The organism is Pseudomonas sp. H1_A03 (genome assembly GCF_054685145.1).
Window position 1 is genome coordinate 2,745,331 of the sequence record NZ_CP162829.1, and the last position, 26,208, is coordinate 2,771,538.

Genomic DNA, 26,208 nt, shown 5'->3' on the forward strand with positions numbered 1-26,208 from the left:
AACCGCTGGTGACGGTTTTAAGATTTTCAGGTGAGCCAGCGCCCGGATCGCGGGTGACAGGCCCATAAACCTCGTAAAACAAAGCCCACTGCTCTCACAGTGGGCTTGTTGGACCAGTAATGCCTGGCTTACTGAGGGGAAACTTCGGTTTTTGGCTTACCGAAGTGCCATTCGTAGACCACGAATTTGAAGTCTTTCAGGTCGCCCTTGGCGTCGAAGCTCAGCTCGCCGGTAGGGGTCTTGAAGGTGCCCGCGTGGATGGCGGCTGCCACTTTGGCGGTGTCTTCGCTCTTCGCTGCGGCAATACCGCCGGCGATCACTTCGATAGCCGAGTAGGCTGGGAACACGAATGGACCGGTTGGGTCCTGCTTGTTCTTGGCGAACTCTTCAACGATGGCTTTGTTGGCCGGATCGGTGTCGAAGGATTTAGGCAGGGTCACCAGCAGGCCTTCGGAAGCGCCCTGGGCGATTTGCGAGATGGAGTCGTTGCCGACGCCCTCTGGGCCCATGAACTTGGCGTTCAGGCCTTTTTCCTTGGCTTGGCGCAGGATCAGGCCCAGCTCAGGGTGGTAGCCGCCGTAGTAGACGAAGTCGACGTTGGCTTGCTTGAGTTTCTGGATGACCGAGGAGAAGTCTTTGTCGCCGGCGTTCAGGCCTTCAAAGACGGCAACCTTGGTGCCTTTTTTCTCGAGGGTCTGTTTAACGGCGGTGGCGATGCCTTCACCGTATTGCTGTTTGTCGTGCAGGACGGCAACGATTTTCGGCTTGACGTGGTCGGCGATGTAGTTGCCGGCCGCTGGGCCTTGTGCGCTGTCCAGGCCAATGGTGCGGAAGATCAGCTTGTAGCCACGTGCAGTGATTTCCGGGCTGGTGGCAGCCGGGGTAATCATGATCACGCCTTCGTCTTCATAGATGTCTGAGGCTGGCTGAGTGGAGCTGGAGCAGAGGTGGCCGACCACGAACTTGACGCCGTCGTTGACCACTTTGTTGGCGACAGCCACGGCTTGTTTAGGGTCGCAAGCGTCGTCGTATTCCTTGGCTTCGAGCATTTTGCCATCGACGCCGCCTTTGGCGTTGATGTCGGCGATTGCCTGCTTGGCACCCATGAATTGCATATCGCCGTATTGCGTCACTGGGCCGGTTTTAGGGCCTGCGATACCGATCTTGATGGTGTCGGCTGCGAACGAATGGCCGGCAACCCCAGCCAGGACCATAGCGGCAAACAGTTTGGAAATCTGCTTAGTAGCCTTATTCATAGTGCTCCACTCTTACTGTTGTATTTTTTATAGTTCTAGCGGCCTTGTGAGCTGCAGAACCGGATCAGATATCTCGGATATCCCCCCGGCAGTGCCCTGGCAACTGTACCGGTACAGTGTAGAGCGCCGGTTGATCGCTTGAAAAGCTGGCTGCTGGGGGCAAAACCCGGGGGTGTCGCATAAATGAAAGAAAAAGACAGAATTGCGGCGAGGTGATGCCAGAGTTCCGGGTAATCCTTGGCTTTCCTGACACTTTCTATCGATGACTCATTTGCAACTGGGTTTTTCTACCTGATGCGTGACGTTATGATTGCGCCGTTTTTTTCTTCAGGTGAAGTCCCATGACGCAAGAACCTAGCACCCTCTATGCCAAGCTGCTCGGTGAAACCGCCGAAATATCCTGGAAGGAGCTTGAACCGTTCTTTGCCAAGGGTGCCCTATTGTGGGTCGATGCCGGCCTGGATTTGATCGAGGCTGCCGAGGGAATGGCTGAGGACAACCGCGACAAAGTCGCTGCCTGGCTGGCTGCCGGGAGCCTTGGCGAAGTGTCTGCGACGCGGGCATTGGACCTGGTGGAGCGCGACCCGAGCTTATGGGCGGTGGTGGTTTCGCCCTGGATCCTGATCCAGGAAAGGGCAGTGTCCGCAGGCTGAGCACCGAAATGGTGCGTGCTTTGCCCGTTTGAAAGTGTGTAGCGGGGTAACCGCTGGCGCGGTGATGGCACCTTGCCGTGGAGAAAGGTCACAGCGCAGGGTGACGGGCACGTCATGGGAACAGTTTTCCGATGACCGAACAGGTCGGAGAATTGTTTCCCGGTGTGAATATATGCCCGGCAGCTGTCAGATCGCAGGGTAGGAAAGACTGAAATCCGGTAAAGTCCGCGGCTTGTTACTCGGAGCCAGTCATGCCCTCAACGCTGCCCCTCTCAGCGAAACCCTCGCACCAGTTGCTTTACCTTATCTACGGTAAACAGGATGTTTATCGGCGTGAGGCCAAATTCAGCATTCTCACTGCCCTGGCGCAGCTCAAGCAGGGTGAGTCGCTGTGCATCCGGGTCATGACTGATCGTCCCCAGGACTTCATCGGCTGGCCGGTGGAAACCATCGAGCTGGATGAGCAGACCCTGACCCAATGGCAGGGCGAAAACGGCTACCTCCACCGGCGCAAGGCATGTGCAATCGCACAAGGGTTGAAGCTGGCGGACAAAACCCTGTTCGTCGACACCGACACGCTGTTCCTCAAATCCCCCCATTGCGTGTTTGAACTCATCAAGCCTGGCCAGTATGTGATGGACGAGCTCGAGTACGACTGGCATTACGTCTGCAAACGCCCGGACTACCTCAAGCTGGGCCAGCACCTGCACTCCCATGGAGTCTCTGCCAGCAACAGCTTCAAGCTCTACAACAGTGGCCTGTGCGGTGTGTGCGCCAGTGATACCGCGCTGCTCGAAACGTCGATCCGCTTGATCGACGAGTGGACCCAGGGTTCCTTTGATATCCACACCATCGAGCAAATCGCGATTTCCTTTGCGATGCGTGGCAAGACGGTGCGCGAGTCGAAGAAAATCGTTCATCACTATTACGCCGAAAAGCGCTTCTTTCACGCCATGCAGGCGCATTTTTTCAGCCTTCACGGTGAAACCTTCGGGCCTGAATTGGTCATGCGTTGCTTGGATGTGCCGCAGGTCAAGCCTTTGCCATCAGCCTGGCAGCGGCTGCTCATCAAATGGAAACTGCGCAATCAGCGCAAACACCTGAAAAGGGTCGGCCGCGATTTGCTCTACGGCAGCGCGGCACCAGAGAACCCCTATTACGACGTGTGCCGACAGGGCTGGTGGGAGTCGGCTTCGCGTGAAATCCGCGGCTGGGATGAGGCTGAGCAGAAGCAGTTTTTCGGCACGCAGGGTGCCGGTTGGCCAGAGCAGCTGCCCCGGCCAGCTAAGCCTGCAGACGAACAAGTCATCGTCGATTATCTGCAGAAACGAAGAGCCTGATGAAACAGTAACGGTGCCGAGCGGTACCGTCGCAATGCCTCAGCCGGTCTTACCGGTGTGGTTATTCAACGAAATAACCTTGGTCTTCCCGATCCGGTGACGATAAATCTCACGCAAGTACTTGATCGCCTTCTTCACACAATCCCGCGACAGGCGGATGTCATTGATTGACACGAACTTGTCTTTGTCGTTGATCAACTCGCGGTACTTCTTCTCATACATCGGCTTGATCGCGTACCAGTTGGTATCGAGGATCTTCGCCGGGTTCTCGAACTCGTTGAGCAGCTCGTCGATACGGTCTTCGTCGAAGTCTCCGTGGATGATGAAGTCCAGGATCGAGTTGTCCAGCGTGTCGTCGAAACGGTACGGGTTGCGCGCAAAGCAGCGTTTGATGAACGCCACGATCAACGTCAGGAAGTCATCCGACAGGCACGGGCTTTTCGCGATCAGGGTGGTCAGGGATAAGTTGGCTGAGGCGCCGATCACCAAGGCGTAGCGCTTGAGGGTGGTGTTGGGGAACAGGCTGTTAAGGTGGGTCTTGAGCCGGTTCAGGTCCATGTAGGACAGCTTGTAGTCCTTGGGCAGGGACACGATCGACACCACTGACGAGCAATTTTTGAAGAAGTGCAGGTCATGCAGCGCCGCCGCGTCGTAGCCGGAGTTCTTGTACTGCTCCAAGGAAGCCTTGTAACGCTTCGATTCGATCGGCAACAGGCTGATGCCTTCGATGGCCTGGGTGACCTTGTTGAAGTGCGGCAGGTCGATGGAACGGAAGAACAGGTCGTCGATGTTCAGGCGCTGTGGCTCTTTCTCGAAGACCTTGAATTTGTCATTCGACGGTGCCGGTGTTTCCGGAACCACTGACTCGGCGTAGGCAATCGCTACCGGTCCGGCCAGGCTCATGAACAGGTCGTTGGCATCCAGGCGAATGGTTTCGCCGATGTCGATACCGGCGCGGCGGAAGTAGTTCTGGTCGTAGTCGGTGGTGACGGCCTGGGCCGTGAGGATGTTGAAGATCTGCTGGGAAATGTATTGGTTGGCGTGTTTTTCCATGGCATTGACGTCAATGTTCTGGATATTGCCGTCATCGCTTTCTTCGGCGTAACGCATGATGTCGTTGGAGATCAGCATCATCGCGTTCCACGGCCGGATGCGGCCCTTCACACTGGCTTCGCTGCTGTCTTCGTTGTCGAAGTTGTAAGAGAAGTCCCATTCTTCCGACAGGTATTTGCACAGCAGTCGCCCGGCGTTGATGTGCAACGCCTCGGACATTTCGCTGCGGTGGTCGGAGATATTCGGCAGCACGCAGATGCCGCTGGTGAAGATCGGCTCGAACACAAAGGCGTGGCCGCTTTTGCTGTCATGCTCGTCGGCGGGCTTGGTGTCGAACGTCTTGTTCATGTACGAGTGTTGCTGAGCCAGGCCGAATTCCGAGGCCATGCCCGAGCCGGTGCCGCCGCCGGCGCTGAAGATCGAGAAGTACAGGCGCGACTGGTTGGCCTTGATGCCGCAGGAGTCGATCAGGTACGAGTGGATCATCTTCCAATCGGGGCTGGAAAAACGCTGGGTGTCTTTATTGAGGATGATCTTGGCCAGGTACTGGCCGAGGATCGGCGCGTTACCGGCGCCGCCGGCATGGACTTCCGAGAGGTCCATGATTTTCATCTTGCTGTAATCGCGCAGGAAGCCGCTTTTTTCGCCCTTGCGCGAGAAGCGGATGCGCCCGGCGATGTCCTTGTCCAGGTCGCCGAGCATCACCAGCGGTTCCACCAGGAACACCGGTTTGCTCGCCTTGCCACTGCCCAGGCGCAGGTTGTTGCGGATCCACTGGGCCGGGCTGTAGCCCTTGTCCTGCGACTTGTCTTCGTTGCTGAACTCGTTCAAATAGAACTTGCGCGCGTTGTACACCAGCTCCGCCACGTCCAGCGCGATGTTCGAACCGCAGCGGCCCAGGCCGATCAGGCACACCGAGGGGAATTCCTGCTCGTTGCGCGGATCGCTGTCGCCTTCCAGGTGGGGCGGGCGCGGGAACACCATGTCGCGCAGGCCATCGAGGTTGTCGAGGATGCGGTCGGTATTGGTTTCGGTGAAGTACAGGTATTGCTGGGTGGCCAGCGGCCGGGCGGTGCTCAATGACTTTGAGCCTGAGGGCTTGTCCGCAGGAGCTGGGAGCAACACGTCGGATACCACGGTGGCAGAGTTATTTTTAGAGGTCATTGTGCGCCATGTGCCTGAACGGATGGCTGAAACAAATCAAAGGGCCATCACGGAATGGGTGTTCGCGACTTTGCAGTGCGTCCTTGTCCTGGCCGAAGGGGGATAACCCTGGTTTCTTCAGGGAAAACCCGGCCGGACTCTGATGAATCGGCCGTTCGTCGGTGTTCTTTAGGCGAATGATGGCGAAATGCCAAATATTGAGCGTCAGCGAATTGGCCTGACGATGGACGTAGAGCCACCGCGGCTTGAGGACGTTTCTTTCGGCGAGCTGTTGTCTTTGGCGCCCACCACGCTGTGCGGGTAGAGCGGGTTACGCATGTTGATGCTCTGGATCACACCCATGATGTCACTGGCCGCCACTGCCGGGCTCAGCAGGTAACCCTGGACGAAATCGCAGTCATGCTTGAGCAGCAGCTCGAATTGCGCCTGGGTTTCGACGCCTTCAGTGACTACCTGCAAGTGCAGGGTGTGGGCCATCCCGATAATCGCCTGAACGATCTCGATATCCGCAGTGGACTTGGGAATATCCTGGATAAACGAGCGGTCGATCTTCAAGGTATTGAGCGGCAGGCGCTTGAGGTAGGCGAGGGACGAGTAGCCGGTGCCAAAGTCGTCGATGGCCAGCGACACGCCCAGCGCGCGAATTTGCCGCAGCAGCGTCAGGGTGCTGCTGATATTGCCCATCAGCGCATTTTCGGTGACTTCCAGCTCCAGGCGGTTGGCGGCGACGCCGCTGAAGCGCAGCGCATCTTCGATTTCATCCGCCAGCTCGTCACGGGCCAGGTTCAGGGCCGAGCAGTTCACTGACATCGTCAGTTCGGTATAGCCTCTGTCAGAAAGCATGCTCAGGTCATGACAGGCTTGGCGCAACACCCAGTGGTCCAATTCGGCAATCAGCCCATTGCTTTCGGCGATGCCGATAAACCGATCTGGTGCCAGCAGGCCGTGCTTTGGGTGTTGCCAGCGTACGAGGGCCTCTAGCCGCGTAACTTTGCCCAGCTTCATGTCAAAGATCGGTTGATAGAACAGCACCAGTTGGTCGTGGGTGCGCAAAGCGCCGCGCAGTTCCTCTTCCAATTGCAGTTCGAGAAAGGCGCGGGTTTTCAGGTTGGAGCTGAAGAAGTTCAGGGTGTTGCGCCCAGTGTCCTTGGACTGATACAGCGCCAGGTCGGCAGTTTTCAGCAGCTCCTCGCAGGTGAGGCCGTCATCGGGGAACAGGCTGATGCCGATGCTGGTGGTCATTACCATGCGTCGACCGGCCAGCTCGATGGGTTCTTTCATCTGTTGCATGATGCGCTGGGCCAGGTGCCGGGCTTCGTCGCGGTGGTGGATGCTGATCAAGATGCAGAACTCATCGCCGCCGAACCGCGCAACCACGTCGGCATGGCTGCGCACCGAGCCCTTGATATGCGCGGCCAGCACGGTGAGCAACTGGTCACCTGCGTCATGCCCGAGGCTGTCGTTGATGCGTTTGAAGTGGTCGATATCAAGAAAAATCACCGCCATCATGCCGTGGGAGGCGGTTTTTTCGGCAAGCTTCTCTGCAAAGATTTGGTTGAAGCCCCGTCGATTGAGCAGGCTGGTCAGGGCGTCGTAATGGGCCACTTGTTGCAATGAAGCGCGCGCCTGATCCAGTTCGCTGAGCAACGCATTAACCCGGCGCAGGTCGCGTTCCTTATGCTGCAGTTTCTTGTCGGCCAGGGCAGCACTGATGCTGCTGCCAATCACCAGCAGGGTGATGACCGCCACCGACAAACCCAGCTGGATAGGGTTGTTATCCGAAGGCAATGAGAGGTCAGCCCCAGTGGGAACAATTAATTGCATCGCGGCCATGCCGGTAAAATGCATGCTCAGGATTCCCGCACCCAAGACCAGGCTGGCGGCGTATTTGAGCAGTTGATGAAACACGCCGGTGCCGGTGCGCAGGTAGCTCGACAGCAACAACGCAGCCAGGCTTGCGCCCATGGCGATGGCCACCGAGGCTATGAACAACTCCGTCTCAAAATACAGCTGGGCCTGGGAACGCATGGCCGACATGCCGACGTAATGCATCAAGGCGATGCCGACACCCATCCATAGGGAGGCCAGCCCATATTGGTGGAACCGCAGGTGAGGATGGCTGAGGGTCTGCATGGCGATCAACGAGGCGATCAGCGCGATGAGCAAGGACGCGAACGTCATCAACAGGTCGTAGTGAATCGCGATAGGCGCCTGGAAGGCCAGCATGCTGATGAAGTGGGTGGACCAGATCCCGCCCGCCAGGCAACTGGCGCCGAGCCAGCGCCAATGGCGCTGCGCGGTCGGGTTCTCGACATGACCTACGCGTTCAGCCATGTCGAGCGTGCCAAAGCCTGCCGCGCAAGCGACGAGGTAGGCCAACAGCACCAAAAAGGGGTTATGACTGCAATTGAGTAATAAATGCCCGCTTTCCGGAATCCCGGTGAACAAATGCAGACCCAGCCATTCCATAGCATGTCCCGTCATAGCGTCACGTCACTGCCTACGGCGATGACCTATGAGGTCAAGTATAGAAGCCTTACGGAATTTGCCAGGAATGATGGCACTTTGCTCTGAATTATTTTTGCATGCTGCTCATAGCGTTTGATGCTAAGCGCTGATGGGCAGCTCCAATTCGAATGGCGCATGCAACGGCGCCAAGCCAAACGCGGCGCGTGCGGCATCGCAATCGACGTTCTGCACGCCCTGGCTCCACGACGCTTCAAACTCGCGGCAGGGGCTTGAGCGTTGCTCATAGATCGAGCAACTCGTCCCTTTACCCACTTCACCTTCAAGGCTGCAGCAGCGGGCGGGTTTCTGGTCGGTACCGATCATCGCCACGCGCGTTGGGTTGATTTGCACCACTAGGTCGTCGGGCACCGTGCCACCCGATGAGGCGCACTCTCCCCAGAAGAAAGACACACGAAAGTATGAACAGCAGGCACCGCAACTCAGACACGGACTGGCTTCGGACATGGGCGTCATCAATAGGATAAGTAGAGGGGGGACTACGGGAAGGCTCGCCATTCTATCCGCGCCATGGCTGTTGGGAAGGGGGGCGCGGACTTATATTTTCGTAGGCAAAGTCCCGCAGCACCGGGTGAAATCATGCCCTATCAGCTTTACGAATCATTACAGACAACCGCCGCCCGCCTGACTATGTTGCAGGTACCGGGCAGGATGCAGCGGGCATCGCAGCTCTCATAACAATAAAAGAGACGGACCCATGCAGAACTCGACCCAAGCGGCGAATGCCTGGCGCATTCTGTTCCTGCTGTTCCTGGCCAACCTGTTCAACTTCTTCGACCGCACCATTCCGGCGATCATCATTGAGCCAATCCGTATGGAATGGCACCTGAGCGACTTCCAGCTCGGCATCATCGGCACCGCCTTTACCCTCGTCTACGCCATCGCCGGCTTGCCCCTGGGGCGTATGGCCGACACCGGCTCGCGCAGCAAGCTGATGGGGTGGGGCCTGTTCGCCTGGAGCGGGCTGACGGCGGTCAACGGCCTGGTCGGCAGTTTCTGGACGTTTTTGCTGGTGCGCATGGGCGTCGGCATCGGCGAGGCCAGCTATGCGCCAGCGGCCAACTCGCTGATTGGCGACCTGTTCCCGGCGCACCGTCGCGCGCGGGCCATGGGCATTTTCATGCTGGGCCTGCCCTTGGGGCTATTGCTGGCGTTTTTCACCATCGGTTGGATGGTCAAGGCGTTTGACAGCTGGCGCGCACCGTTCTTTATCGCGGCAGTGCCGGGGCTGATCCTTGCGGTGTTCATGTTCTATATCAAGGAGCCCAAGCGTGGCGCGGCGGAAACCGTGCAGGTTTCCCAGGAACGCGTCGACCGCCCGATTCGTCGCGTGCTGGCGGTGCCTACCTTCCTGTGGCTGGTGCTGGCCGGGCTGTGCTTTAACTTTGCCACCTACGCCTGTAACTCGTTCCTGGTGCCGATGTTGCAGCGTTACTTCCTGATGCCGCTGCAGGACGCCGCCGTGGCCACCGGGGTGATCGTCGGCCTGACCGGCCTGGTGGGCCTGACCCTAGGCGGCTGGATCGCCGACAAGATCCATCAACGCGTAGCCAATGGCCGGCTGTTGTTCGCCGCGTTCAGCCTGATCATCTCCACCGTGACCACTGCCTGGGCGTTGCACGCCGGGCGCATTGAGATTGGTGTGTTTGTGGCGTTGTTCAGTGTGGGCTGGTTGTTTGCCTATAACTTCTACACCTGCGTGTACACGGCGATTCAGGACGTGGTGGAACCGCGCCTGCGGGCCACGGCGATGGCGCTGTTTTTTGCCGGGTTGTACTTGCTGGGTGGGGGGATGGGGCCGATCGTCGTGGGTGGGCTTTCCGATCATTTTGCCCATTCGGCTATGTACGCGGCGGGGGCGGAGCAGATGACGGAGGCCTATAAGGCGGTGGGGTTACATGACGCCATGTACCTGATTCCGGTGGCGCTGTTCTTGACCCTGTTGTTTTTGTTTCAGGCGTCGCGCTGTTTTGTGCGGGATGCCAAACGGATGAAAGAGGGGTTGGTGGCGGTTGAGGTGCCGGCTGCTGTGGCTACGGCTTGAGACCGAGTGGACCCTTTCGCGAGCAAGCCCGCTCCCACATTGATCGGTGATCGACATGACAACTCGGTCAAATGTGGGAGCGGGCTTGCTCGCGAAGGCGCTATTAATGCCACAGATATTCTCAAGCGAATAAAAAAGGCCCGCATTGCGCGGGCCTTCTTTTTAGCGGAGCAGGGTGGTAATCAACCCGCTACCAGGACTCGAATCGCTTCCAGTCGCAGCGCCGCTTTATCCAGCATGGCCAAGCCTTGCTCGCGCTGGTTGCGCAGGGCAACCAGCTCGCTGTCACGCACGGTCGGGTTGACCGCTTGCAACGCGGTCAGGCGCGCCAGCTCTTCGTCGGTGTCCGCCGCCAGGCGACGTTTGGCCTCGGCTACGCGCTCGGCGTGGCGCGGGGTGATCTTCTCTTCACCGGCGTTGATCCGTGGCGTCAGATGGTCGCGCTGGGCCTGGATAAACTTGTTGGCGCTGGCCCGAGGCACGCTTTCCAACTGGTCGTTGAGGGTTTCGAACGACACGCGGCCCGACAGGTCGTTGCCATTGGCGTCCAGCAGGCAGCGCAGTGCCGCCGGCGGCAGGTAACGACCCAGTTGCAGCGCGCGCGGCGCGACCACTTCGCTGACGTAAAGCAGCTCCAGCAACACGGTGCCCGGCTTGAGCGCCTTGTTCTTGATCAGCGCCACGGCGGTGTTGCCCATGGAACCGGACAGCACCAGGTCCATGCCACCCTGCACCATCGGGTGTTCCCAGGTGATGAACTGCATGTCTTCGCGCGACAGTGCCTGGTTGCGGTCGTAGGTGATGGTCACACCTTCGTCGTCACCCAGGGGGAAGCTGGCGTCGAGCATTTTTTCGCTGGGCTTGAGGATCAGCGCGTTTTCCGAATGGTCTTCGCTGTCGATGCCAAACGCGTCGAACAGGGTTTCCATGTAGATCGGCAGGGCGAACTGGTCGTCTTGCTCAAGGATGTCTTCGACCAGCGCATCGCCTTCACCCGCGCCGCCGGAATTGAGCTCCAGCAAGCGGTCTCGACCGGTGTGCAGTTCCTGCTCCAGGCGCTCGCGTTCGACGCGGGCCTCGTCGACCAGGGCTTGCCACTCGCCGTCGTCGGCGTTTTCCAGCAGCGGCAGCAGGCGTGGGCCGAACTGGTGCTGCAAGGCGTTGCCGGTCGGGCAGGTATTGAGAAACGCGTTCAGCGCTTCGTGGTACCACTGGAACAGACGCTCTTGCGGGCTGGTTTCCAGGTAAGGCACGTGCAGTTCGATCACATGCTTCTGGCCGATCCGGTCCAGACGGCCGATCCGCTGTTCCAGCAAGTCAGGGTGGGACGGCAGGTCGAACAGCACCAAATGGTGGGAGAACTGGAAGTTACGGCCTTCACTGCCGATCTCGGAGCAGATCAGCACTTGGGCGCCAAACTCTTCATCGGCGAAGTAAGCGGCGGCGCGGTCACGCTCGAGGATGTTCATGCCCTCATGGAACACCGTGGCCGGGATGCCGGAGCGCACGCGCAGGGCGTCTTCCAGGTCCATGGCGGTTTCGGCGTGGGCGCAGATCACCAGGACCTTGGTGCGCTTGAGCATTTTCAGCTGGTCGATCAGCCACTCGACCCGTGGGTCGAAGCGCCACCAGCGGTTTTCTTCTTCGATGTCCGGCTGCGACTGGAAGCTGACTTCCGGGTACAGCTCGGCGTGTTCGCCCAGCGGCAACTCCAGGTATTCGTCCGGGTTTGGCAGCGGGTAGGCGTGCAGCTTGCGCTCCGGGAAGCCTTGCACAGCGGCGCGGGTGTTGCGAAACAGCACGCGGCCAGTGCCGTGGCGGTCGAGCAACTCACGCACCAGGCGCGCACTGGCTTCTGTGTCGCCATCGTTGACGGCGGTCAGCAGGGCTTCGCCTTCGTTGCCGAGGAAACCCTGGATGGTCGTGTGTGCGGCAGGGGAGAGGCGACCCTTGTCCAGCAACTCCTGCACGGCTTCGGCCACCGGGCGATAGTTTTCGCTCTCGGCGCGGAAGGCCGCCAGGTCGTGGAAGCGGTTCGGGTCCAGCAGACGCAGGCGCGCGAAGTGGCTGTCCTGGCCCAGTTGTTCCGGGGTGGCGGTGAGCAGCAGCACGCCGGGAATCACTTCAGCCAACTGTTCGACCAGTGTGTATTCGGGGCTGGCTTTCTCTTCATGCCACACCAGGTGGTGGGCTTCGTCGACGACCAGCAAGTCCCAGCCAGCCGCGAACAGTGCGTCCTGGGCCTTCTCGTCGTCCACCAGCCATTCCAGCGCGACCAGCGCCAGTTGGGTGTCTTCGAACGGGTTGGCGGCATCGCTTTCGATAAAGCGTTCTTCGTCGAACAGCGCGACTTGCAGGTTGAAGCGCCGGCGCATTTCCACCAGCCATTGGTGCTGCAGGTTTTCCGGGACGAGGATCAGAACGCGGTTGGCGCGACCCGAGAGCAGTTGGCGATGGATCACCAGGCCGGCTTCGATGGTCTTGCCCAAGCCTACTTCGTCGGCCAGCAATACCCGAGGCGCGATACGGTCAGCGACTTCACGGGCGATGTGCAGTTGGTGCGCGATAGGTTGCGCACGCACGCCGCCCAGGCCCCACAGCGAGGACTGCAATTGGCGGCTGGTGTGTTCCAGGGTGTGGTAGCGCAGCGAGAACCAGGCCAGCGGGTCGATCTGCCCGGCGAACAGACGGTCGCTGGCCAGGCGGAACTGGATAAAGTTGGAGAGTTGGGTTTCCGGCAGGGTGACCTGCTCGTGCTGCCCATTGAGGCCGTGGTACACCAGCAAGCCGTCGACATCGTCGACTTCCTGCACGGTCATTTTCCAGCCTTCGAAATGGGTGATGGTGTCGCCCGGCGAAAACCTCACGCGGGTGAGGGGCGCATTCCGTAGCGCATACTGGCGAGTGTCGCCAGTGGCCGGATAGAGCACGGTCAACAAGCGGCCGTCCTGTGCCAGAACGGTGCCTAACCCCAGCTCTGCTTCGCTGTCACTAATCCAGCGTTGCCCCGGTTGATACTGCTGCGCCATGCTGCCTGACTCCCGCCGTGAAAAAGCAGACTATCTTAACGGAACAAGGCCCCCATCCAAAGGACTCTGAGAAAAACTACTCTCTTTGGCGAGCGTATCCAGCGCTGAATCGACGGGTGGCGGGCACTTGCGAGTGTCGACTGGGTCACACCTTGGCGTGCTTGTGCTCAAGTCGCCCTGCCACCCGCCGACAGCCTGTTGATCAGGAGAGTAATCATTATGCTGCCACCCATGCTGCCCGTCAGCGTTGTGCCGGTGACGTCACAACTCGATCCGGTGCGACAGAAACCGGATATCCCGCCCGTGGTGCCAGTTCAGCCGGGCTCCAACGAGAGCACTATCGACCTGAAAAAGGGCGACGCCGAGACGTCGGCCTTTTTACTGCGTGAAGAACAACGTCGCCAGCAGGAACAACAGAAACGCCAGCGTGAAGCCGCAGAGGACCCGGAGCAGCACTTGGCCATTCCGGGGGATGTGCTCAACGCCGACAACACCGTGCCGGTGATTCCGCTGATCGAAGACGCGCCGCGCCAGGGCTTGTGGGTCGACGTCGAGGTTTAGTCGGCCAATTCACGCAAGGCCGCTGACAGCAACGCGATATCGTCCTCGTTGTTGAGCGGGCTGACTGAAATCCGCGCCACGCTTTGCAGGCCTCGCGCTTGCATATCCAACGGGGTATACGCCACGCCGTTGGCGCCGATGTTGATGCGCTGCAAGCCCAGGCGCCGTTTGAGTTCGAACGCATCCCAACCGGCCAGGTTGAAAGCGATCAAGCCTGATTGACGGGTGCCCAAGTCATGCAGGGTAATGCCAGGAATCCCACGCAACGCTTCGCGAATTCGCTCACTGGTCTGCGAGACGCGCTCCCAGACGCGCTCGATGCCCAGCCGATTCATCTCCTGCAACGCATTGCCCAGTCCGGCCAGCAAGGCAAACGATGTCTCGCTGGTTTCAAAGCGACGGGCATCGTTGCGCAGGTCGAAACCCTGGGCGGTCCATGGCGCTGAAAACACGTCGCGCTGAGCCGGCTTCAATCGCTCGAGAAACGCCGGCCGCACATACAACAGCGCTGTGCCACGCGGCCCACGCAGGTGTTTGCGACCGGCCGATTTGAGCACATCACACTGCAGCGCCTGCACATCCACTGGCACCTGGCCGACGGCTTGGCCGGCGTCGATGAAGTAGGGGATGGCGTGGCGCCTGGCGACCTCACCGATGGCCTGGGCGGGGTTGATCAGGCCACCGTTGGCCGGCAGCCAAGTGAGGTCGATCAACTTCACATGGGCATCGATCATTGATTCCAGCGCCACTGGGCAGGCCGCGCCGCTGTCATCGCAGGGGATGACTTCGATCCGTGCGCCGGCTTGCACGGCCAGTTCCATGCTCGCCAGGTTGCCGCCCCACTCATGACGGCCCACCAGAATGCGGTCGCCGGGCTGCCAGCGGCCCAAGGCCTGGAAGGCCATGCTCCAGGCGGTCGAGCCGCTGCTGGCAAAGGCAATTGAGGAAGCCGGGGCATTGAGTAACTGCCCGGCGGCTCGGCGGGCTTTTTCTAGCAGCACCTCGCCGTGTTCGCCGGCCTCCATCGGGCCGTCGCGGGCTTCGCGTTGCAGCTGCTCGATGATGGCGTCGAGGGTTGCCTGGCTGGGCAAGGAGGCGCCTGCATGGTTGAAATGCACGATGCCGGACTGGCAGCCTGGCGTTGCATCCCGCAGTTGTTGGATTTCGCGCGGGCTCATGGGCGCAACTCAAAAATCGCATCAACCTCCACCGCTACGCCGGCCGGAAGGCTGGAAACGCCCAGGGCGGTACGCACATGCCGACCTTTTTCGCCGAGGGCGTTGACCAACAGGTTGGAGGCACCGTTGGCGACCACGCTCTGTTGCTTGAAATCAGCGCTGCAGGCGATAAAGACCCCCAGGCGCAGCGTGCGCACCAGGCGCGACAGGTCATCACCCAGCGCATCGCTCAACTGCGCCAATAGGCTCAACGCGGCGAGTTCCGCCGCTTGGGCGCCTTCTTCATCATTCAAGGATTCACCCAGCCGGCCCACGTAGGCAGGTTTATCGTCCACCAGTGGAATTTGCCCGGAAATGAACAACTGGTGCTGGCTGATGACATGGCTGATGTAGTTGGCAGCCGGTTGGCTGGGGGCGGGCAGCGTGAGGCCGAGAGCTTGCACGCGTTGGCGGATGGAGTCGCTCATGATGAATCCTCTTGAGTCAGGAGGTTTCAGCATGTTGGTTGCTCAGAAAGGCGACAAACGGATAGATCTCACGCGACGTATCGAAATCACTCACGCGTCGGCGCAGGTTTCCTTCAACCATTGGCTGAAACACGCGGCTGCTTCATTCGTAGTGCCCTGCGGGGCGATGAGCCAGTAGCCAATGTCGCTGTGATAGGGCGGCCAATCGAAGGCTTGTACCAGGCTGCCGTCCAGAAGCTTGCGCTCGATCAGGCGATGACGGCCCATGGCGATGCCTTGGCCAGCCACAGCGGCTTCAACCACGATGTTGTAGTCGTGCAGCATCACACGGGGGTGGTTGGCGAGGTCGACGTGGTAATGCTCAGACCAATCGGTCCATTCAAACGGGCGGTGCGAAGTGGCCATCAGCAGCGGGCCGTCATGCCGGGCGTTGAACGCCGGGCTGCACACCGGGGAGAGGATTTCCGGCATCAGTCGCGTGGCCTGCACATCGGGCCAATCGCCCTTGCCATAGCGGATGGCGAGGTCGACCTCGGCGGCTGCGACGTTCGCCAGCTGGATCGCCGGCAACAACTCCACTTGGATATGCGGGTAGCGGTTGAGAAACCCGGCCAGGCGTGGTGCCAGCCACAGGGTGGCAAAGGAGGCCAGCAAGCCGATGCGCAATACCGTGGCGCTAGGGGGCACGCGTTGGGCACGGGTAGCGGCGGCAATGACGCCAAGGGCCGGGCTGATTTCGTCGTAGTAACGTTGGCCGTCGGCAGTCAGGTCAATCGCGCGCGTGCGTCGGATAAACAGCGGTTTGCCCAAGTGTTGCTCAAGCTTCTGTACTTGATGACTCAGGGCGCTCTGGGTCACCGACAACTCGTTCGCGGCCTTGATAAAACTCAAATGCCGCGCCACCGCTTCAAAGGCGCGCAGTGCCAGCAACGGCGGAAGGTCCTTGTGCAGTGCCACCTGAGTGCGTCTCCTGATAGGGGAAAAGTACCGATTTTGTGGGATGACCTGCCTTTTGTCGCCCGCTGATTTGCCGTTGGGCGGGGGAGGCCGCATTATTGAGCCATTCTAGCCACCACGTAAGCCAAGCCATGAGTGAAGACGACAAACTGATCGACCTGAGTGCCGAACGCGCCAAGCGGGTGCACGACCTCAATGACAAGCGCTTGAATGAAGTACGCCAGGCGTTTGAACAGGCAATGCCGCTCGGCAAAGTTAAGAAAAAACCTAAGAACAAGCCAAAAAAGCGTTGAAACAGCCTGCATCCATTGATGCAGGTCAGTTATTTCCCTTCTTTACGCCCCGTCGTGGGCGACATTGATCCCTGTCAATTTTTCAATCCGCCTTCTCCATTAACTTAGCCCTATCGCAACAGGGCACGTGCAGGAGGCCGGTCATGTTTTTCGACAATGTGGTGTTTGCCGGAGTGCTGACTGTGAGCCTCATGGTGATGTTTTTTGTAGGGTTTGGATTTTTTATCTGGAAAGACGCGAACAAGCGTAAAAAACCCTAGGTTTTTCCGGATTACATGAGCACGCAAGGCATTTTGGGCGACTTCGGTCGCCCTTTTTTTGCCTGTTATTTGATCGGTGAAGATCAACTGTGGGGATGGAATTGGGGCATAAAAAAAGGTGCGACCCTCGCGGATCGCACCTTTTTTATTACTGCTAGGTTATCAGCTACCGAGTGCCCAGGAGGCCAGCCAGAACAACCCGGCCGAAAGGCCCACGGTTGCCGGCAGGGTCAATACCCAGGCCATCAGGATGGTTTTGACGGTGCCGCCTTGCAGGCCGCTTTTGTTTGCGACCATGGTGCCGGCCACGCCCGAAGAGAGCACGTGGGTAGTGGACACCGGCAGTGCGAAGATGTTGGCAAAGCCAATCATGGTCGCGGTGGTGATCTGTGCCGACATGCCTTGGGCATAGGTCATGCCCTGCTTGCCGATCTTCTCGCCGATGGTCAGTACCACACGCTTCCAGCCCACCATGGTGCCCAGGCCCAAGGCCAGTGCGACGGCGAGGATGACCCAGAACGGCGCGTATTCGGTGGTGGCGGTCAGGTCTTTGCGCAGCTTGTCGAGGTCGGACTTCTCACGCGCCGGCAGGCCTGGCAATTTGCCGACTTTCTTTGCGGTATCGTCCAGGCAGAGCAGGTAGCGGCGCACTTCAATGCGGTGATCGGCGGTCAGCGAATGGTAGTCGGAGACCCCTTTCAGCGTGTCCAGCAATGCATTGATGGTCGGTTCGGTCTGCTGCGGGTTGCAACGGAACTTGCCCGGCAGGTCATCCTTCACGCTTTTACCCAAGGCCAGGAATTCACCCAGGGTCTCGTGGTTGCGCTGGTAGAACTGGTTCAGGTGCAAGGTCGCGTCGCGGGTACGCTCGATCTGGTAAGTGGTGCTGCCCAGGTCGAGTACAAACTGCGCCGGCACGATACCGATCAGCACCAGCATGATCAGGCCGATACCTTTCTGACCGTCGTTGGAGCCGTGCACGAAGCTCACCGCCATGGCAGAAATCACCAATACCAAGCGGTTCCAGAACGGCGGGTGCTTCTTGTCATCAAGCTTGCGGCGCTGGTCCGGGGTCTTGTGCATCTTCGACAGCGGGCGCCACCACTTCAGGCCAATCAGCACAAGGGCCGCGACCAGAAAGCCGGCCATCGGCGAGAACACCAGGGAGGCGCCGATATCGATCGCCTTCTGCCAATTCACACCGTCAGCCAGGGGGATGTCGTTGATCAGCGCATTGGCCAGGCCGACACCAAGGATCGAGCCGATCAGGGTGTGGGAGCTGGACGCGGGAATACCGAAGTACCAGGTGCCCAGGTTCCAGGTGATCGCCGCCGCCAATAAAGAGAAGACCATCGCCAAGCCATGGCCGGTGTTCACATTAATCAGCAACTCCACCGGCAGCAAATGCACGATGGCGTAGGCGACACCGACACCACCGAGCAACACGCCGAGGAAGTTGAACACCCCGGAGAAGAACACGGCCAGGTGCGGCGGCATGGCTTTGGTATAGATGACTGTGGCCACCGCGTTAGCGGTGTCATGAAAGCCATTGATGAACTCGAAGGCGAGGACAAAGGCCAGGGCGAGCAACAGGCTCACTAGAACCCAAGCATCCAGTCCGCTGAATAAATCGATCATGAAGGTTTTCTGACCCGGTCGTAAGGGGGCGCGATTATGCCAGAAAACCTCAGTAATCGATGCACTAGCTGCTCATCGGTAACAATCTTCCTTGAAAAAAAACGGCGTCAGGGGGCGCATCCCAGGGATTTCGGGGCTTTGGCAAGTCTTTGATTTATAAAGCAGAGGGGCTGCGGGGCAGGGGATTGTCACAAAAACGTCACGCCTGAAACATTTGTATGAAATTTTACCGCTGGTGGTGCGATGCAAGGTAGCCGGATGCTAGCTATGTGCCAGCATCCGAGGCCAAAACCTTGAGTTCCAAACCGAATCGCTTATGGCTCTTCGGTTTTGAGTTCCTGTTCAATCTTTTGGATTTCCTGGGCGAACGCCTGGTCGAGGAGACTGGCTCGCTTGCGCCAGGGTTTGCGTTCAGGTTCAGGCTGGGCGGCGTAGGTGGTGACTTCCCCGCCGTAAACGTCCTTGTAACGTTGCTCCTGGCGCTCAAGTTCCGCGCGCAGTTCATCTTTCGTCACATCGTTACCTAATTGAGTTGAGTGTAAATACGTTGCAGCGTTATGCCTGAATGCCGTTCCTGGGGTATTCCAAGTTGAACCGTGAAAACGTCCAAGTTTGAAATAGGGACGGGCGGCCACCTGTTAGTGCAGTCATTCAAAGCAGGTAGTTGCGGTCGACAATGCACAGCGTGCATCACCTGGCGAGCGCTGCTCTCGAGAGTAAACCGGGCAGAACGGCACATAGGGTGCATTATAGCGGCGCATTTGAATAACACTATCGGCATAAAGTTAAAAAGCGTCAACTTTGTGTGAGTGTTTTGTTACACGGGCGTGCCGGTAATTGCATGAATTCTGACGTCATAAAATCAACCCAACTTCAGACGTTATTAAGCGTGACTTCATTTTACTGCGCTCCGCTGGCTGGCCAGGGAAGGGAACCCACAAATTGCGATAATCGAATGATTGTCCGATAATCGCACAATGTTCTTGGCCCCGCCTTGTGCACGCGGCTGACGCGACTTGTAATAGCAGCCAAACCTCCCCTGCGGTTGACAATAAGAGTAAGGACCCCGACATGAACGATCAATTGCGCAACTCTTTCGCGTCAATGGCGCCGCCGATCGTTGCGTCCCCGGCCAAGCGTATCCAGGCGTTCACCGGTGATCCGGACTTCATGACCTCCCTCGCCCGTGGCCTGGCGGTGGTGCAGGCGTTCCAGGAGCGCAAGCGCCATCTCACCATCGCCCAGATCAGTCATCGCACCGAGATCCCCCGCGCCGCCGTGCGCCGTTGCCTGCACACCTTGATCAAGCTCGGTTACGCCACGACCGACGGGCGTACCTATTCGCTGCTGCCCAAAGTCCTGACCCTGGGCCATGCCTACCTGTCGTCCACGCCACTGGCGGTCTCGGCCCAACCCTACCTGGACCGCATGAGTGAGCAGCTTCACGAAGCCTGCAACATGGCCACCCTCGAAGGCGACGACATTCTCTATATCGCCCGTTCGGCCACTACCCAGCGCCTGATTTCCGTGGACCTGTCGGTGGGCGGGCGGCTGCCAGCCTATTGCACTTCCATGGGCCGCATATTGCTTGCGGCGCTGGACGACGCCTCGCTGCAGGATTATCTCGACCACGCCGACCTGCAAACCAAGACCAGCCGCACCTTGACCACGCCACAGGCCTTGCTCGAATGTCTGCAGCAAGTGCGTCAACAGGGCTGGTGCATCGTCGACCAGGAGCTTGAGCAGGGCCTGCGCTCCATCGCCGTGCCGGTGTATGACGCTTCGGGCCAGGTGTTGGCCGCGCTGAACGTCAGCACCCACGCCGGACGGGTCAGCCGCGCCGAGCTGGAACAGCGCTTCTTGCCGAGCATGCTGAGTGCCAGCTGCGAGCTGAGTGCGCAGCTGTTTGCCTAAGCTGTTCGGTGACCGCACAGATCCCGGTTTGATCAATTGACGGTGTTTCCCCAGGCTTACTAATGTGCGGCAGCGCTGTCAGCGCCACATAATAACGACGACCCCAGGTCGTCAGCCCGCCATCGGTGTGGAAATAAAAATAATGACTCAGCCCTCTGTCGGTACCACGCTGGACGTCCAGTCCTTCATCAATACCCAGCCACTGTCACGCTATCAGTGGCGCGTGGTGATCCTGTGTTTCCTGATTGTTTTCCTTGATGGCCTCGACACGGCCGCCATGGGCTTTATCGCGCCTGCGCTGTCCCAGGATTGGGGCATCGACCGCGCCAGCCTCGGCCCGGTGATGAGCGCCGCGTTGATCGGCATGGTCTTCGGTGCGCTCGGCTCCGGCCCGCTGGCGGATCGCTTTGGGCGCAAGGTGGTGCTGGTAGGCGCGGTGTTGGTGTTTGGTGCGTTCAGCCTGGCGTCTGCCTACAGCGCCAACGTTGACCAGTTGCTGGTGCTGCGCTTTCTCACCGGGCTGGGCCTGGGGGCCGGCATGCCGAATGCCACCACGCTGCTGTCCGAATACACCCCGGAACGCCACAAGTCGCTGCTGGTGACCAGCATGTTCTGCGGCTTCAACCTGGGCATGGCCGGCGGCGGGTTTATTTCAGCCAAGCTGATCCCTGCGTTCGGTTGGCACAGCCTGCTGCTGATCGGCGGCATCCTGCCTTTGATCCTGGCGGTGGTGTTGTTGGTGTGGCTACCGGAGTCGGCGCGTTTTCTGGTGGTGCGCAATCGCGGCACCGACAAGGTGCGCAAGACCTTGTCACCCATCGAGCCTTCAATCGTTGCCCAGGCCACCCGCTTCAGCGTGCCTGAACAAAAAACCGTCAAGGCGCGCAACGTGTTCGCGGTGATTTTCTCCGGCACCTACAGCGTCGGTACGTTATTGCTGTGGCTCACCTACTTCATGGGCCTGGTGATCGTGTACCTGCTCACCAGTTGGCTCCCGACGCTCATGCGCGACAGCGGCGCCAGCATGGAACAGGCCGCGTTTATCGGCGCCTTGTTCCAGTTTGGTGGCGTGTTGAGCGCGGTGGGCGTGGGTTGGGCGATGGACCGGTTCAACCCTCACAAGGTCATCGGCATTTTCTACTTGCTGGCCGGGGTATTTGCCTACGCGGTAGGGCAGAGTCTGGGCAATATCACCGTGCTGGCGACCTTGGTGCTGATCGCCGGGATGTGCGTCAACGGTGCGCAGTCGGCAATGCCGTCTCTGGCCGCACGCTTCTACCCGACCCAGGGGCGCGCCACCGGCGTGTCGTGGATGCTCGGCATCGGCCGCTTCGGCGCGATCCTCGGCGCTTGGATGGGTGCCACCTTGCTCGGCCTGGGTTGGAACTTCGAGCAGGTGCTCACCGCGCTGGTGATTCCGGCTGCATTGGCGACGGCAGCCGTGGTGATCAAAGGCATGGTCAGCCACGCCGACGCGACCTGAGGCCGATCACTTTTCATGTGGGAGCCAGCTCCCACATTGACTGTGCTAATCCGGATGATTAGCAAGACAACAATCCGTTCGATAATCGAACGCAGAGTCGATTATCGGATTGTTTGGCCCACTTCCCCAGCTTAATCTTCAAGCACTCCGGCGCCACCTCAGCGCCTTTTTCGATCCACACCGGGAGCCCGAACCCCATGGCTGAAATCCTCGCGCTGCGTGACGCGGTGAAGCAATTTGTGAACGACGGCGACACCGTCGCTCTGGAAGGCTTCACCCATCTGATCCCTACGGCAGCGGGTCATGAAATCATTCGTCAGGGTAAGAAAGACCTGACGCTGGTGCGTATGACGCCTGACCTGGTCTACGACCAGTTGATCGGTGCCGGTTGCGCCCGCAAGCTGATTTTTTCCTGGGGCGGCAACCCGGGCGTGGGCTCCCTGCATCGCCTGCGCGACGCGGTCGAGAAGCAATGGCCGCAACCGCTGGAGATCGAAGAGCACAGCCACGCCGACCTGGCCAACGCCTACGTCGCCGGCGCTTCTGGCCTACCTTTCGCGGTACTGCGTGCCTACGCCGGTTCCGACTTGCCCAAGGTCAACCCGCTGATCAAGACCGTGACCTGTCCGTTCACCGGCGAAGTGCTCGCGGCGGTGCCGTCGGTGCGTCCGGATGTCACCGTGATCCATGCGCAAAAAGCCGACCGCAAGGGCAACGTGTTGCTCTGGGGCATTCTTGGCGTGCAGAAGGAGGCGGCACTGGCGGCGAAGCGTTGCATCGTCACCGTCGAGGAAATCGTCGATGACCTCAACGCACCGATGAACAGCTGCGTGTTGCCGACCTGGGCCCTGACTGCGGTGTGCCATGTGCCCGGTGGCGCCCACCCGTCCTACGCCCATGGCTACAACGAGCGTGATAACCGCTTCTACCAGGCGTGGGACCCAATCGCCCGCGACCGTGAGACCTTTACCGCCTGGATCGACGAATACATCCACGGCACCGCCGATTTCACTGAATTCCAGGCCAAGCTGGCCGCCGCGCAGGAGGCCAAGTAATGGCTTACTCGACCAATGAAATGATGACCGTCGCCGCTGCGCGGCGCCTCAAGAACGGCTCCGTCTGCTTTGTTGGCATCGGCCTGCCGTCGAAGGCGGCCAACCTGGCGCGCCTGACCTCGTCGCCGGATGTGGTGCTGATCTACGAGTCCGGCCCGATTGGCGCCAAGCCCAGCGTATTGCCGCTGTCCATCGGCGACGGCGAGCTGGCAGAAACCGCCGACACCGTGGTGCCGACCGGCGAGATCTTTCGCTACTGGTTGCAGGGCGGGCGCATTGACGTGGGCTTTCTTGGTGCGGCCCAGGTCGACCGTTTCGGCAATATCAATACCACCGTGGTCGGTGACTACCACCAGCCCAAAGTGCGCCTGCCGGGTGCCGGTGGCGCGCCGGAGATCGCCGGTTCCGCCAAGAGCGTGCTGATCATCCTCAAGCAGTCGGCGCGTTCGTTTGTCGACAAGCTGGACTTCATCACCTCGGTCGGCCACGGCGAAGGCGGCGACTCGCGCAAACGCCTGGGCCTGCCGGGCGCGGGGCCTGTAGGGATTATTACCGACCTGTGCATCATGGAGCCTGAAGAGGGCACCCACGAATTCGTGGTTACCGCGCTGCACCCTGGTGTTACCCGTGAGCAAGTGGTGGCGGCCACCGGTTGGGCGATTCGATTTGCCGACAAGGTCGACACCACCGCTGAACCGACTGATGTAGAGCTGACCGCTTTGCGTGACCTTGAAGCACGTACCGCGACGGCCCATGGCCAAGCGCCGGGAGAAGCCTGATGCGCGACGTATTTATCTGTGACGCCATTCGTACCCCCATCGGCCGTTTCGGCGGTGGCTTGTCCACCGTGCGTGCCGATGATTTGGCGGCGTTGCCGATCAAGGCGCTGATCGAGCGTAACCCTTCGGTGGATTGGCGTGCGGTTGATGAGGTGTTCCTCGGCTGTGCCAACCAGGCCGGCGAAGACAATCGTAACGTGGCACGTATGGCGCTGTTGCTGGCGGGCCTGCCGGAGAGCATTCCAGGCGTGACGCTCAACCGCTTGTGCGCCTCGGGCATGGACGCCATCGGCACGGCCTTCCGCGCCATTGCCAGCGGTGAAATGGAGCTGGCGATTGCCGGTGGCGTCGAGTCGATGTCCCGTGCACCGTTCGTGATGGGCAAGGCCGACGCGGCGTTTTCGCGCAACATGAGGCTGGAAGACACCACCATCGGCTGGCGCTTTATCAACCCGTTGATGAAGGCCCAGTACGGCGTGGATGCCATGCCGCAGACCGCCGATAACGTCGCCGACGATTACCACGTATCCCGCGCCGACCAGGACGCCTTCGCCCTGCGCAGCCAGCAACGCACCGCTGCCGCGCAAGCCGCTGGGTTCTTCGCCGAAGAAATCGTGCCGGTGCGGGTCGCCCATAAAAAAGGCGAGACTGTTGTCGAGCAGGATGAACATCCACGTGACACCACGTTGGAAGCCCTGGCCAAACTCAAACCGGTCAACGGCCCTGACAAAACCGTCACCGCTGGCAATGCCTCGGGTGTGAATGACGGTGCGGCGGCGCTGATCCTGGCCTCCGCCGACGCCGTCAAGAAACACGGCTTGACCGCCCGCGCCCGCGTATTGGGCATGGCCAGCGCCGGCGTCGCACCGCGCGTGATGGGCATCGGCCCGGTGCCGGCGGTGCGCAAACTGGTGGAGCGGCTGGGCCTGGCGGTCACCGACTTTGATGTGATCGAACTCAACGAAGCCTTCGCCAGCCAAGGCCTGGCGGTGCTGCGTGAACTGGGCATCGCCGACGACGCGCCGCAGGTCAACCCGAATGGTGGTGCCATCGCCCTCGGCCACCCGTTGGGCATGAGCGGCGCGCGGCTGGTGCTGACCGCCCTGCATCAACTGGAAAAAACCGGCGGCCGCAAAGGCCTGGCGACCATGTGCGTGGGCGTCGGCCAAGGCTTGGCCCTGGCGATTGAACGCATCTAACAAGAGAGGATTGTTCCATGAGTGACAAGCCCGGATACCGGCGCCCGCAAGCGGGTACCCAACCTGATTACCTGCACCCGGCCTACCAGTCGACGAACCTGCGCTCGCCGTCCCAGCCGTTGGTGTTCTTGCCACACTCTTTATCGGAAATCACCGGCCCGACCATCGGCGCCGAGCGGATCAATGAGAAGGACAATGACCTCACCGCCCAGCATGAGGGCGAGCCCCAGGGCGAGCGCATCATCATTCACGGCCGCGTGCTGGACGAAAACGGCCTGCCGGTGCCGGGCATTCTTGTAGAAATCTGGCAAGCCAACGCTGCTGGCCGCTACAACCACAAGCGCGACCTGCACGATGCGCCGCTGGACCCGAATTTTACCGGCACCGGGCGCACCGTGACCGACGCTGACGGCTGGTACCAGTTCCAGACCATCAAGCCCGGTGCCTACCCATGGGGCAATCACCACAACGCCTGGCGCCCGGCGCATATCCACTTTTCGCTGTTTGGCCCGAGTGTGCTGACGCGCCTGGTCACGCAGATGTACTTCCCCGGCGACCCGCTGTTGGAATACGACCCGATCTACAACTGCGTGCCGGATACCTCGGCCAAGCAACGCTTGATCGCCCGTTTTGACCTGGAAAAAACCATCCCGCACTACGCCCTCGGCTACCGCTGGGACATCGTCCTGCGCGGCCGCGATGCCACGCCGATGGAGAAATAAGATGACACTCAACGCGACCACGTCCCACACCGTCGGGCCGTATTACCACATTGGCCTGACCTGGCTGAACCGCGAAGACCTGACCGTGGCTGCCACCCTTGGCGAGCGCGTGGCGATCAGCGGGCAAGTGGTGGATGGCAACGGCGATGTCGTCAACGACGCCATGCTTGAAGTCTGGCAGGCCAACGCCGCCGGCAAATATGACCACCCGGAAGATGAGCAGGACAAAGCGCTGGACCCGAACTTCGAAGGTTTCGGCCGGGTGCCGGTGGATGCCGAAGGGCGATTTCGCTTTACCACCATCAAGCCGGGCGCCGTGCCGGGGTTGATGGGCACGACCCAGGCGCCGCATTTGGTGGTGCTGGTGTTTGCACGAGGGTTGGTGAAGCACCTGCTGACGCGGATTTATTTTGAGGGTGAGCCGATGAATGGGGATGACCCGTTGTTGGCGTGTGTGCCGGCGGAGCGGCGTAGCACCTTGATTACCAAGCCGGATGCGGCGGGTGTGCATCAGTGGAATGTGGTGTTGCAGGGGACGGATAAGGAAACGGTGTTCTTCGACTACTGAGTCGCTTGTCAGGGCCTCATTGGGGGCTTGCCCCCGATGAGGCCGGTTCAGCCGATACATATCCAAAGT

General features: G+C 60.0%; 23 protein-coding genes. 13 read left to right on the forward strand and 10 right to left on the reverse strand.

Annotated elements, in window-relative coordinates:
* Positions 1 to 128 precede the first annotated feature (128 nt).
* Entirely contained in the window at positions 129 to 1,256 is a 1,128-nt protein-coding gene (locus AB4O35_RS12645; RefSeq protein ID WP_065873279.1) for a branched-chain amino acid ABC transporter substrate-binding protein, read from the reverse strand.
* A 341-nt stretch (positions 1,257 to 1,597) separates the two neighbouring features.
* On the opposite strand from AB4O35_RS12645, the gene AB4O35_RS12650 reads away from it, so the two are divergent.
* Positions 1,598 to 1,909 carry a DUF2288 domain-containing protein gene (locus AB4O35_RS12650; protein ID WP_065945393.1) on the forward strand — a complete coding sequence of 104 codons (312 nt, stop codon included), beginning with the start codon at positions 1,598 to 1,600 and terminating at the stop codon, positions 1,907 to 1,909.
* 251 nt (positions 1,910 to 2,160) lie between these two features.
* The gene (locus AB4O35_RS12655) at positions 2,161 to 3,249 is read left to right on the forward strand and encodes a hypothetical protein (protein ID WP_065945394.1); all 1,089 of its coding nucleotides are present in this window, start codon (positions 2,161 to 2,163) and stop codon (positions 3,247 to 3,249) included.
* 39 nt (positions 3,250 to 3,288) lie between these two features.
* Here AB4O35_RS12655 and AB4O35_RS12660 read toward each other — a convergent pair whose 3' ends face one another.
* The 3 genes from AB4O35_RS12660 to AB4O35_RS12670 all read right to left on the reverse strand — a co-directional run bounded on the left by AB4O35_RS12660 (position 3,289) and on the right by AB4O35_RS12670 (position 8,439).
* Complete coding sequence (locus AB4O35_RS12660) at positions 3,289 to 5,466, reverse strand: hypothetical protein (RefSeq protein WP_065945395.1); 2,178 nt, start codon at positions 5,464 to 5,466, stop codon at positions 3,289 to 3,291.
* Between the two features lie 204 nt (positions 5,467 to 5,670).
* Positions 5,671 to 7,935, reverse strand: coding sequence for a putative bifunctional diguanylate cyclase/phosphodiesterase (locus tag AB4O35_RS12665; protein ID WP_065880044.1), 2,265 nt, complete (start codon positions 7,933 to 7,935; stop codon positions 5,671 to 5,673).
* 138 nt (positions 7,936 to 8,073) lie between these two features.
* On the reverse strand, positions 8,074 to 8,439 hold the full coding sequence (locus AB4O35_RS12670; RefSeq protein ID WP_065880043.1) for a YkgJ family cysteine cluster protein: 366 nt from the start codon (positions 8,437 to 8,439) through the stop codon (positions 8,074 to 8,076).
* A 250-nt stretch (positions 8,440 to 8,689) separates the two neighbouring features.
* Between AB4O35_RS12670 and AB4O35_RS12675 the strand changes: the two genes are divergently transcribed.
* Complete coding sequence (locus AB4O35_RS12675; RefSeq protein WP_065880042.1) at positions 8,690 to 10,036, forward strand: spinster family MFS transporter; 1,347 nt, start codon at positions 8,690 to 8,692, stop codon at positions 10,034 to 10,036.
* A gap of 182 nt (positions 10,037 to 10,218) precedes the next feature.
* Here AB4O35_RS12675 and rapA read toward each other — a convergent pair whose 3' ends face one another.
* A complete protein-coding gene (gene rapA / locus AB4O35_RS12680) occupies positions 10,219 to 13,065 on the reverse strand; it encodes an RNA polymerase-associated protein RapA (protein ID WP_065873272.1) in 2,847 nt (948 codons plus the stop codon).
* A 219-nt stretch (positions 13,066 to 13,284) separates the two neighbouring features.
* Here rapA and AB4O35_RS12685 point away from each other — a divergent pair, with 219 nt between their 5' ends.
* Complete coding sequence (locus tag AB4O35_RS12685) at positions 13,285 to 13,626, forward strand: hypothetical protein (protein WP_049709603.1); 342 nt, start codon at positions 13,285 to 13,287, stop codon at positions 13,624 to 13,626.
* Here the strand turns inward: AB4O35_RS12685 and AB4O35_RS12690 are convergent.
* From AB4O35_RS12690 to AB4O35_RS12700, 3 genes are all read right to left on the reverse strand, one after another.
* Positions 13,623 to 14,804 (reverse strand): aminotransferase class V-fold PLP-dependent enzyme, encoded by a 1,182-nt coding sequence (locus AB4O35_RS12690; RefSeq protein WP_065873271.1) that lies wholly within the window; start codon positions 14,802 to 14,804, stop codon positions 13,623 to 13,625. The two genes, AB4O35_RS12685 and AB4O35_RS12690, sit on opposite strands and share 4 nt — an antisense overlap.
* Entirely contained in the window at positions 14,801 to 15,271 is a 471-nt protein-coding gene (locus AB4O35_RS12695) for a RidA family protein (protein WP_065873270.1), read from the reverse strand. Before AB4O35_RS12695 ends, AB4O35_RS12690 begins: the two co-directional genes overlap by 4 nt.
* A gap of 90 nt (positions 15,272 to 15,361) precedes the next feature.
* Positions 15,362 to 16,228, reverse strand: coding sequence for a LysR substrate-binding domain-containing protein (locus AB4O35_RS12700; RefSeq protein ID WP_065873269.1), 867 nt, complete (start codon positions 16,226 to 16,228; stop codon positions 15,362 to 15,364).
* Positions 16,229 to 16,359: 131 nt separating this feature from the next.
* On the opposite strand from AB4O35_RS12700, the gene AB4O35_RS12705 reads away from it, so the two are divergent.
* Positions 16,360 to 16,521, forward strand: coding sequence for a hypothetical protein (locus tag AB4O35_RS12705; RefSeq protein WP_175402983.1), 162 nt, complete (start codon positions 16,360 to 16,362; stop codon positions 16,519 to 16,521).
* A gap of 143 nt (positions 16,522 to 16,664) precedes the next feature.
* Positions 16,665 to 16,781: a cytochrome c oxidase subunit CcoM gene (ccoM, locus tag AB4O35_RS12710; protein WP_275957920.1), complete on the forward strand. Its 117-nt coding sequence runs from the start codon at positions 16,665 to 16,667 to the stop codon at positions 16,779 to 16,781.
* Between the two features lie 162 nt (positions 16,782 to 16,943).
* On the opposite strand, the gene AB4O35_RS12715 is transcribed toward ccoM, so the two are convergent.
* Both AB4O35_RS12715 and AB4O35_RS12720 read right to left on the reverse strand, forming a co-directional pair.
* On the reverse strand, positions 16,944 to 18,419 hold the full coding sequence (locus AB4O35_RS12715) for an inorganic phosphate transporter (RefSeq protein ID WP_065873268.1): 1,476 nt from the start codon (positions 18,417 to 18,419) through the stop codon (positions 16,944 to 16,946).
* Positions 18,420 to 18,733: 314 nt separating this feature from the next.
* Positions 18,734 to 18,934: a hypothetical protein gene (locus AB4O35_RS12720; RefSeq protein WP_003189295.1), complete on the reverse strand. Its 201-nt coding sequence runs from the start codon at positions 18,932 to 18,934 to the stop codon at positions 18,734 to 18,736.
* Positions 18,935 to 19,490: 556 nt separating this feature from the next.
* On the opposite strand from AB4O35_RS12720, the gene pcaR reads away from it, so the two are divergent.
* The 7 genes from pcaR to pcaG all read left to right on the forward strand — a co-directional run bounded on the left by pcaR (position 19,491) and on the right by pcaG (position 26,139).
* On the forward strand, positions 19,491 to 20,333 hold the full coding sequence (pcaR, locus tag AB4O35_RS12725) for a pca regulon transcriptional regulator PcaR (RefSeq protein ID WP_065873267.1): 843 nt from the start codon (positions 19,491 to 19,493) through the stop codon (positions 20,331 to 20,333).
* A 142-nt stretch (positions 20,334 to 20,475) separates the two neighbouring features.
* Positions 20,476 to 21,816, forward strand: coding sequence for a 4-hydroxybenzoate transporter PcaK (locus AB4O35_RS12730; protein ID WP_065890078.1), 1,341 nt, complete (start codon positions 20,476 to 20,478; stop codon positions 21,814 to 21,816).
* A 197-nt stretch (positions 21,817 to 22,013) separates the two neighbouring features.
* On the forward strand, positions 22,014 to 22,871 hold the full coding sequence (locus AB4O35_RS12735) for a CoA transferase subunit A (RefSeq protein WP_065873265.1): 858 nt from the start codon (positions 22,014 to 22,016) through the stop codon (positions 22,869 to 22,871).
* Entirely contained in the window at positions 22,871 to 23,650 is a 780-nt protein-coding gene (locus AB4O35_RS12740) for a CoA-transferase subunit beta (RefSeq protein WP_065880920.1), read from the forward strand. Before AB4O35_RS12735 ends, AB4O35_RS12740 begins: the two co-directional genes overlap by 1 nt.
* A complete protein-coding gene (gene pcaF, locus AB4O35_RS12745) occupies positions 23,647 to 24,849 on the forward strand; it encodes a 3-oxoadipyl-CoA thiolase (protein WP_175402986.1) in 1,203 nt (400 codons plus the stop codon). The genes AB4O35_RS12740 and pcaF overlap by 4 nt, the downstream gene beginning before the upstream one ends.
* Before the next feature lie 17 nt (positions 24,850 to 24,866).
* Entirely contained in the window at positions 24,867 to 25,571 is a 705-nt protein-coding gene (gene pcaH / locus AB4O35_RS12750; RefSeq protein ID WP_065945397.1) for a protocatechuate 3,4-dioxygenase subunit beta, read from the forward strand.
* A 1-nt stretch (position 25,572) separates the two neighbouring features.
* Positions 25,573 to 26,139: a protocatechuate 3,4-dioxygenase subunit alpha gene (gene pcaG / locus AB4O35_RS12755; protein ID WP_065873261.1), complete on the forward strand. Its 567-nt coding sequence runs from the start codon at positions 25,573 to 25,575 to the stop codon at positions 26,137 to 26,139.
* Positions 26,140 to 26,208: the final 69 nt, after the last annotated feature.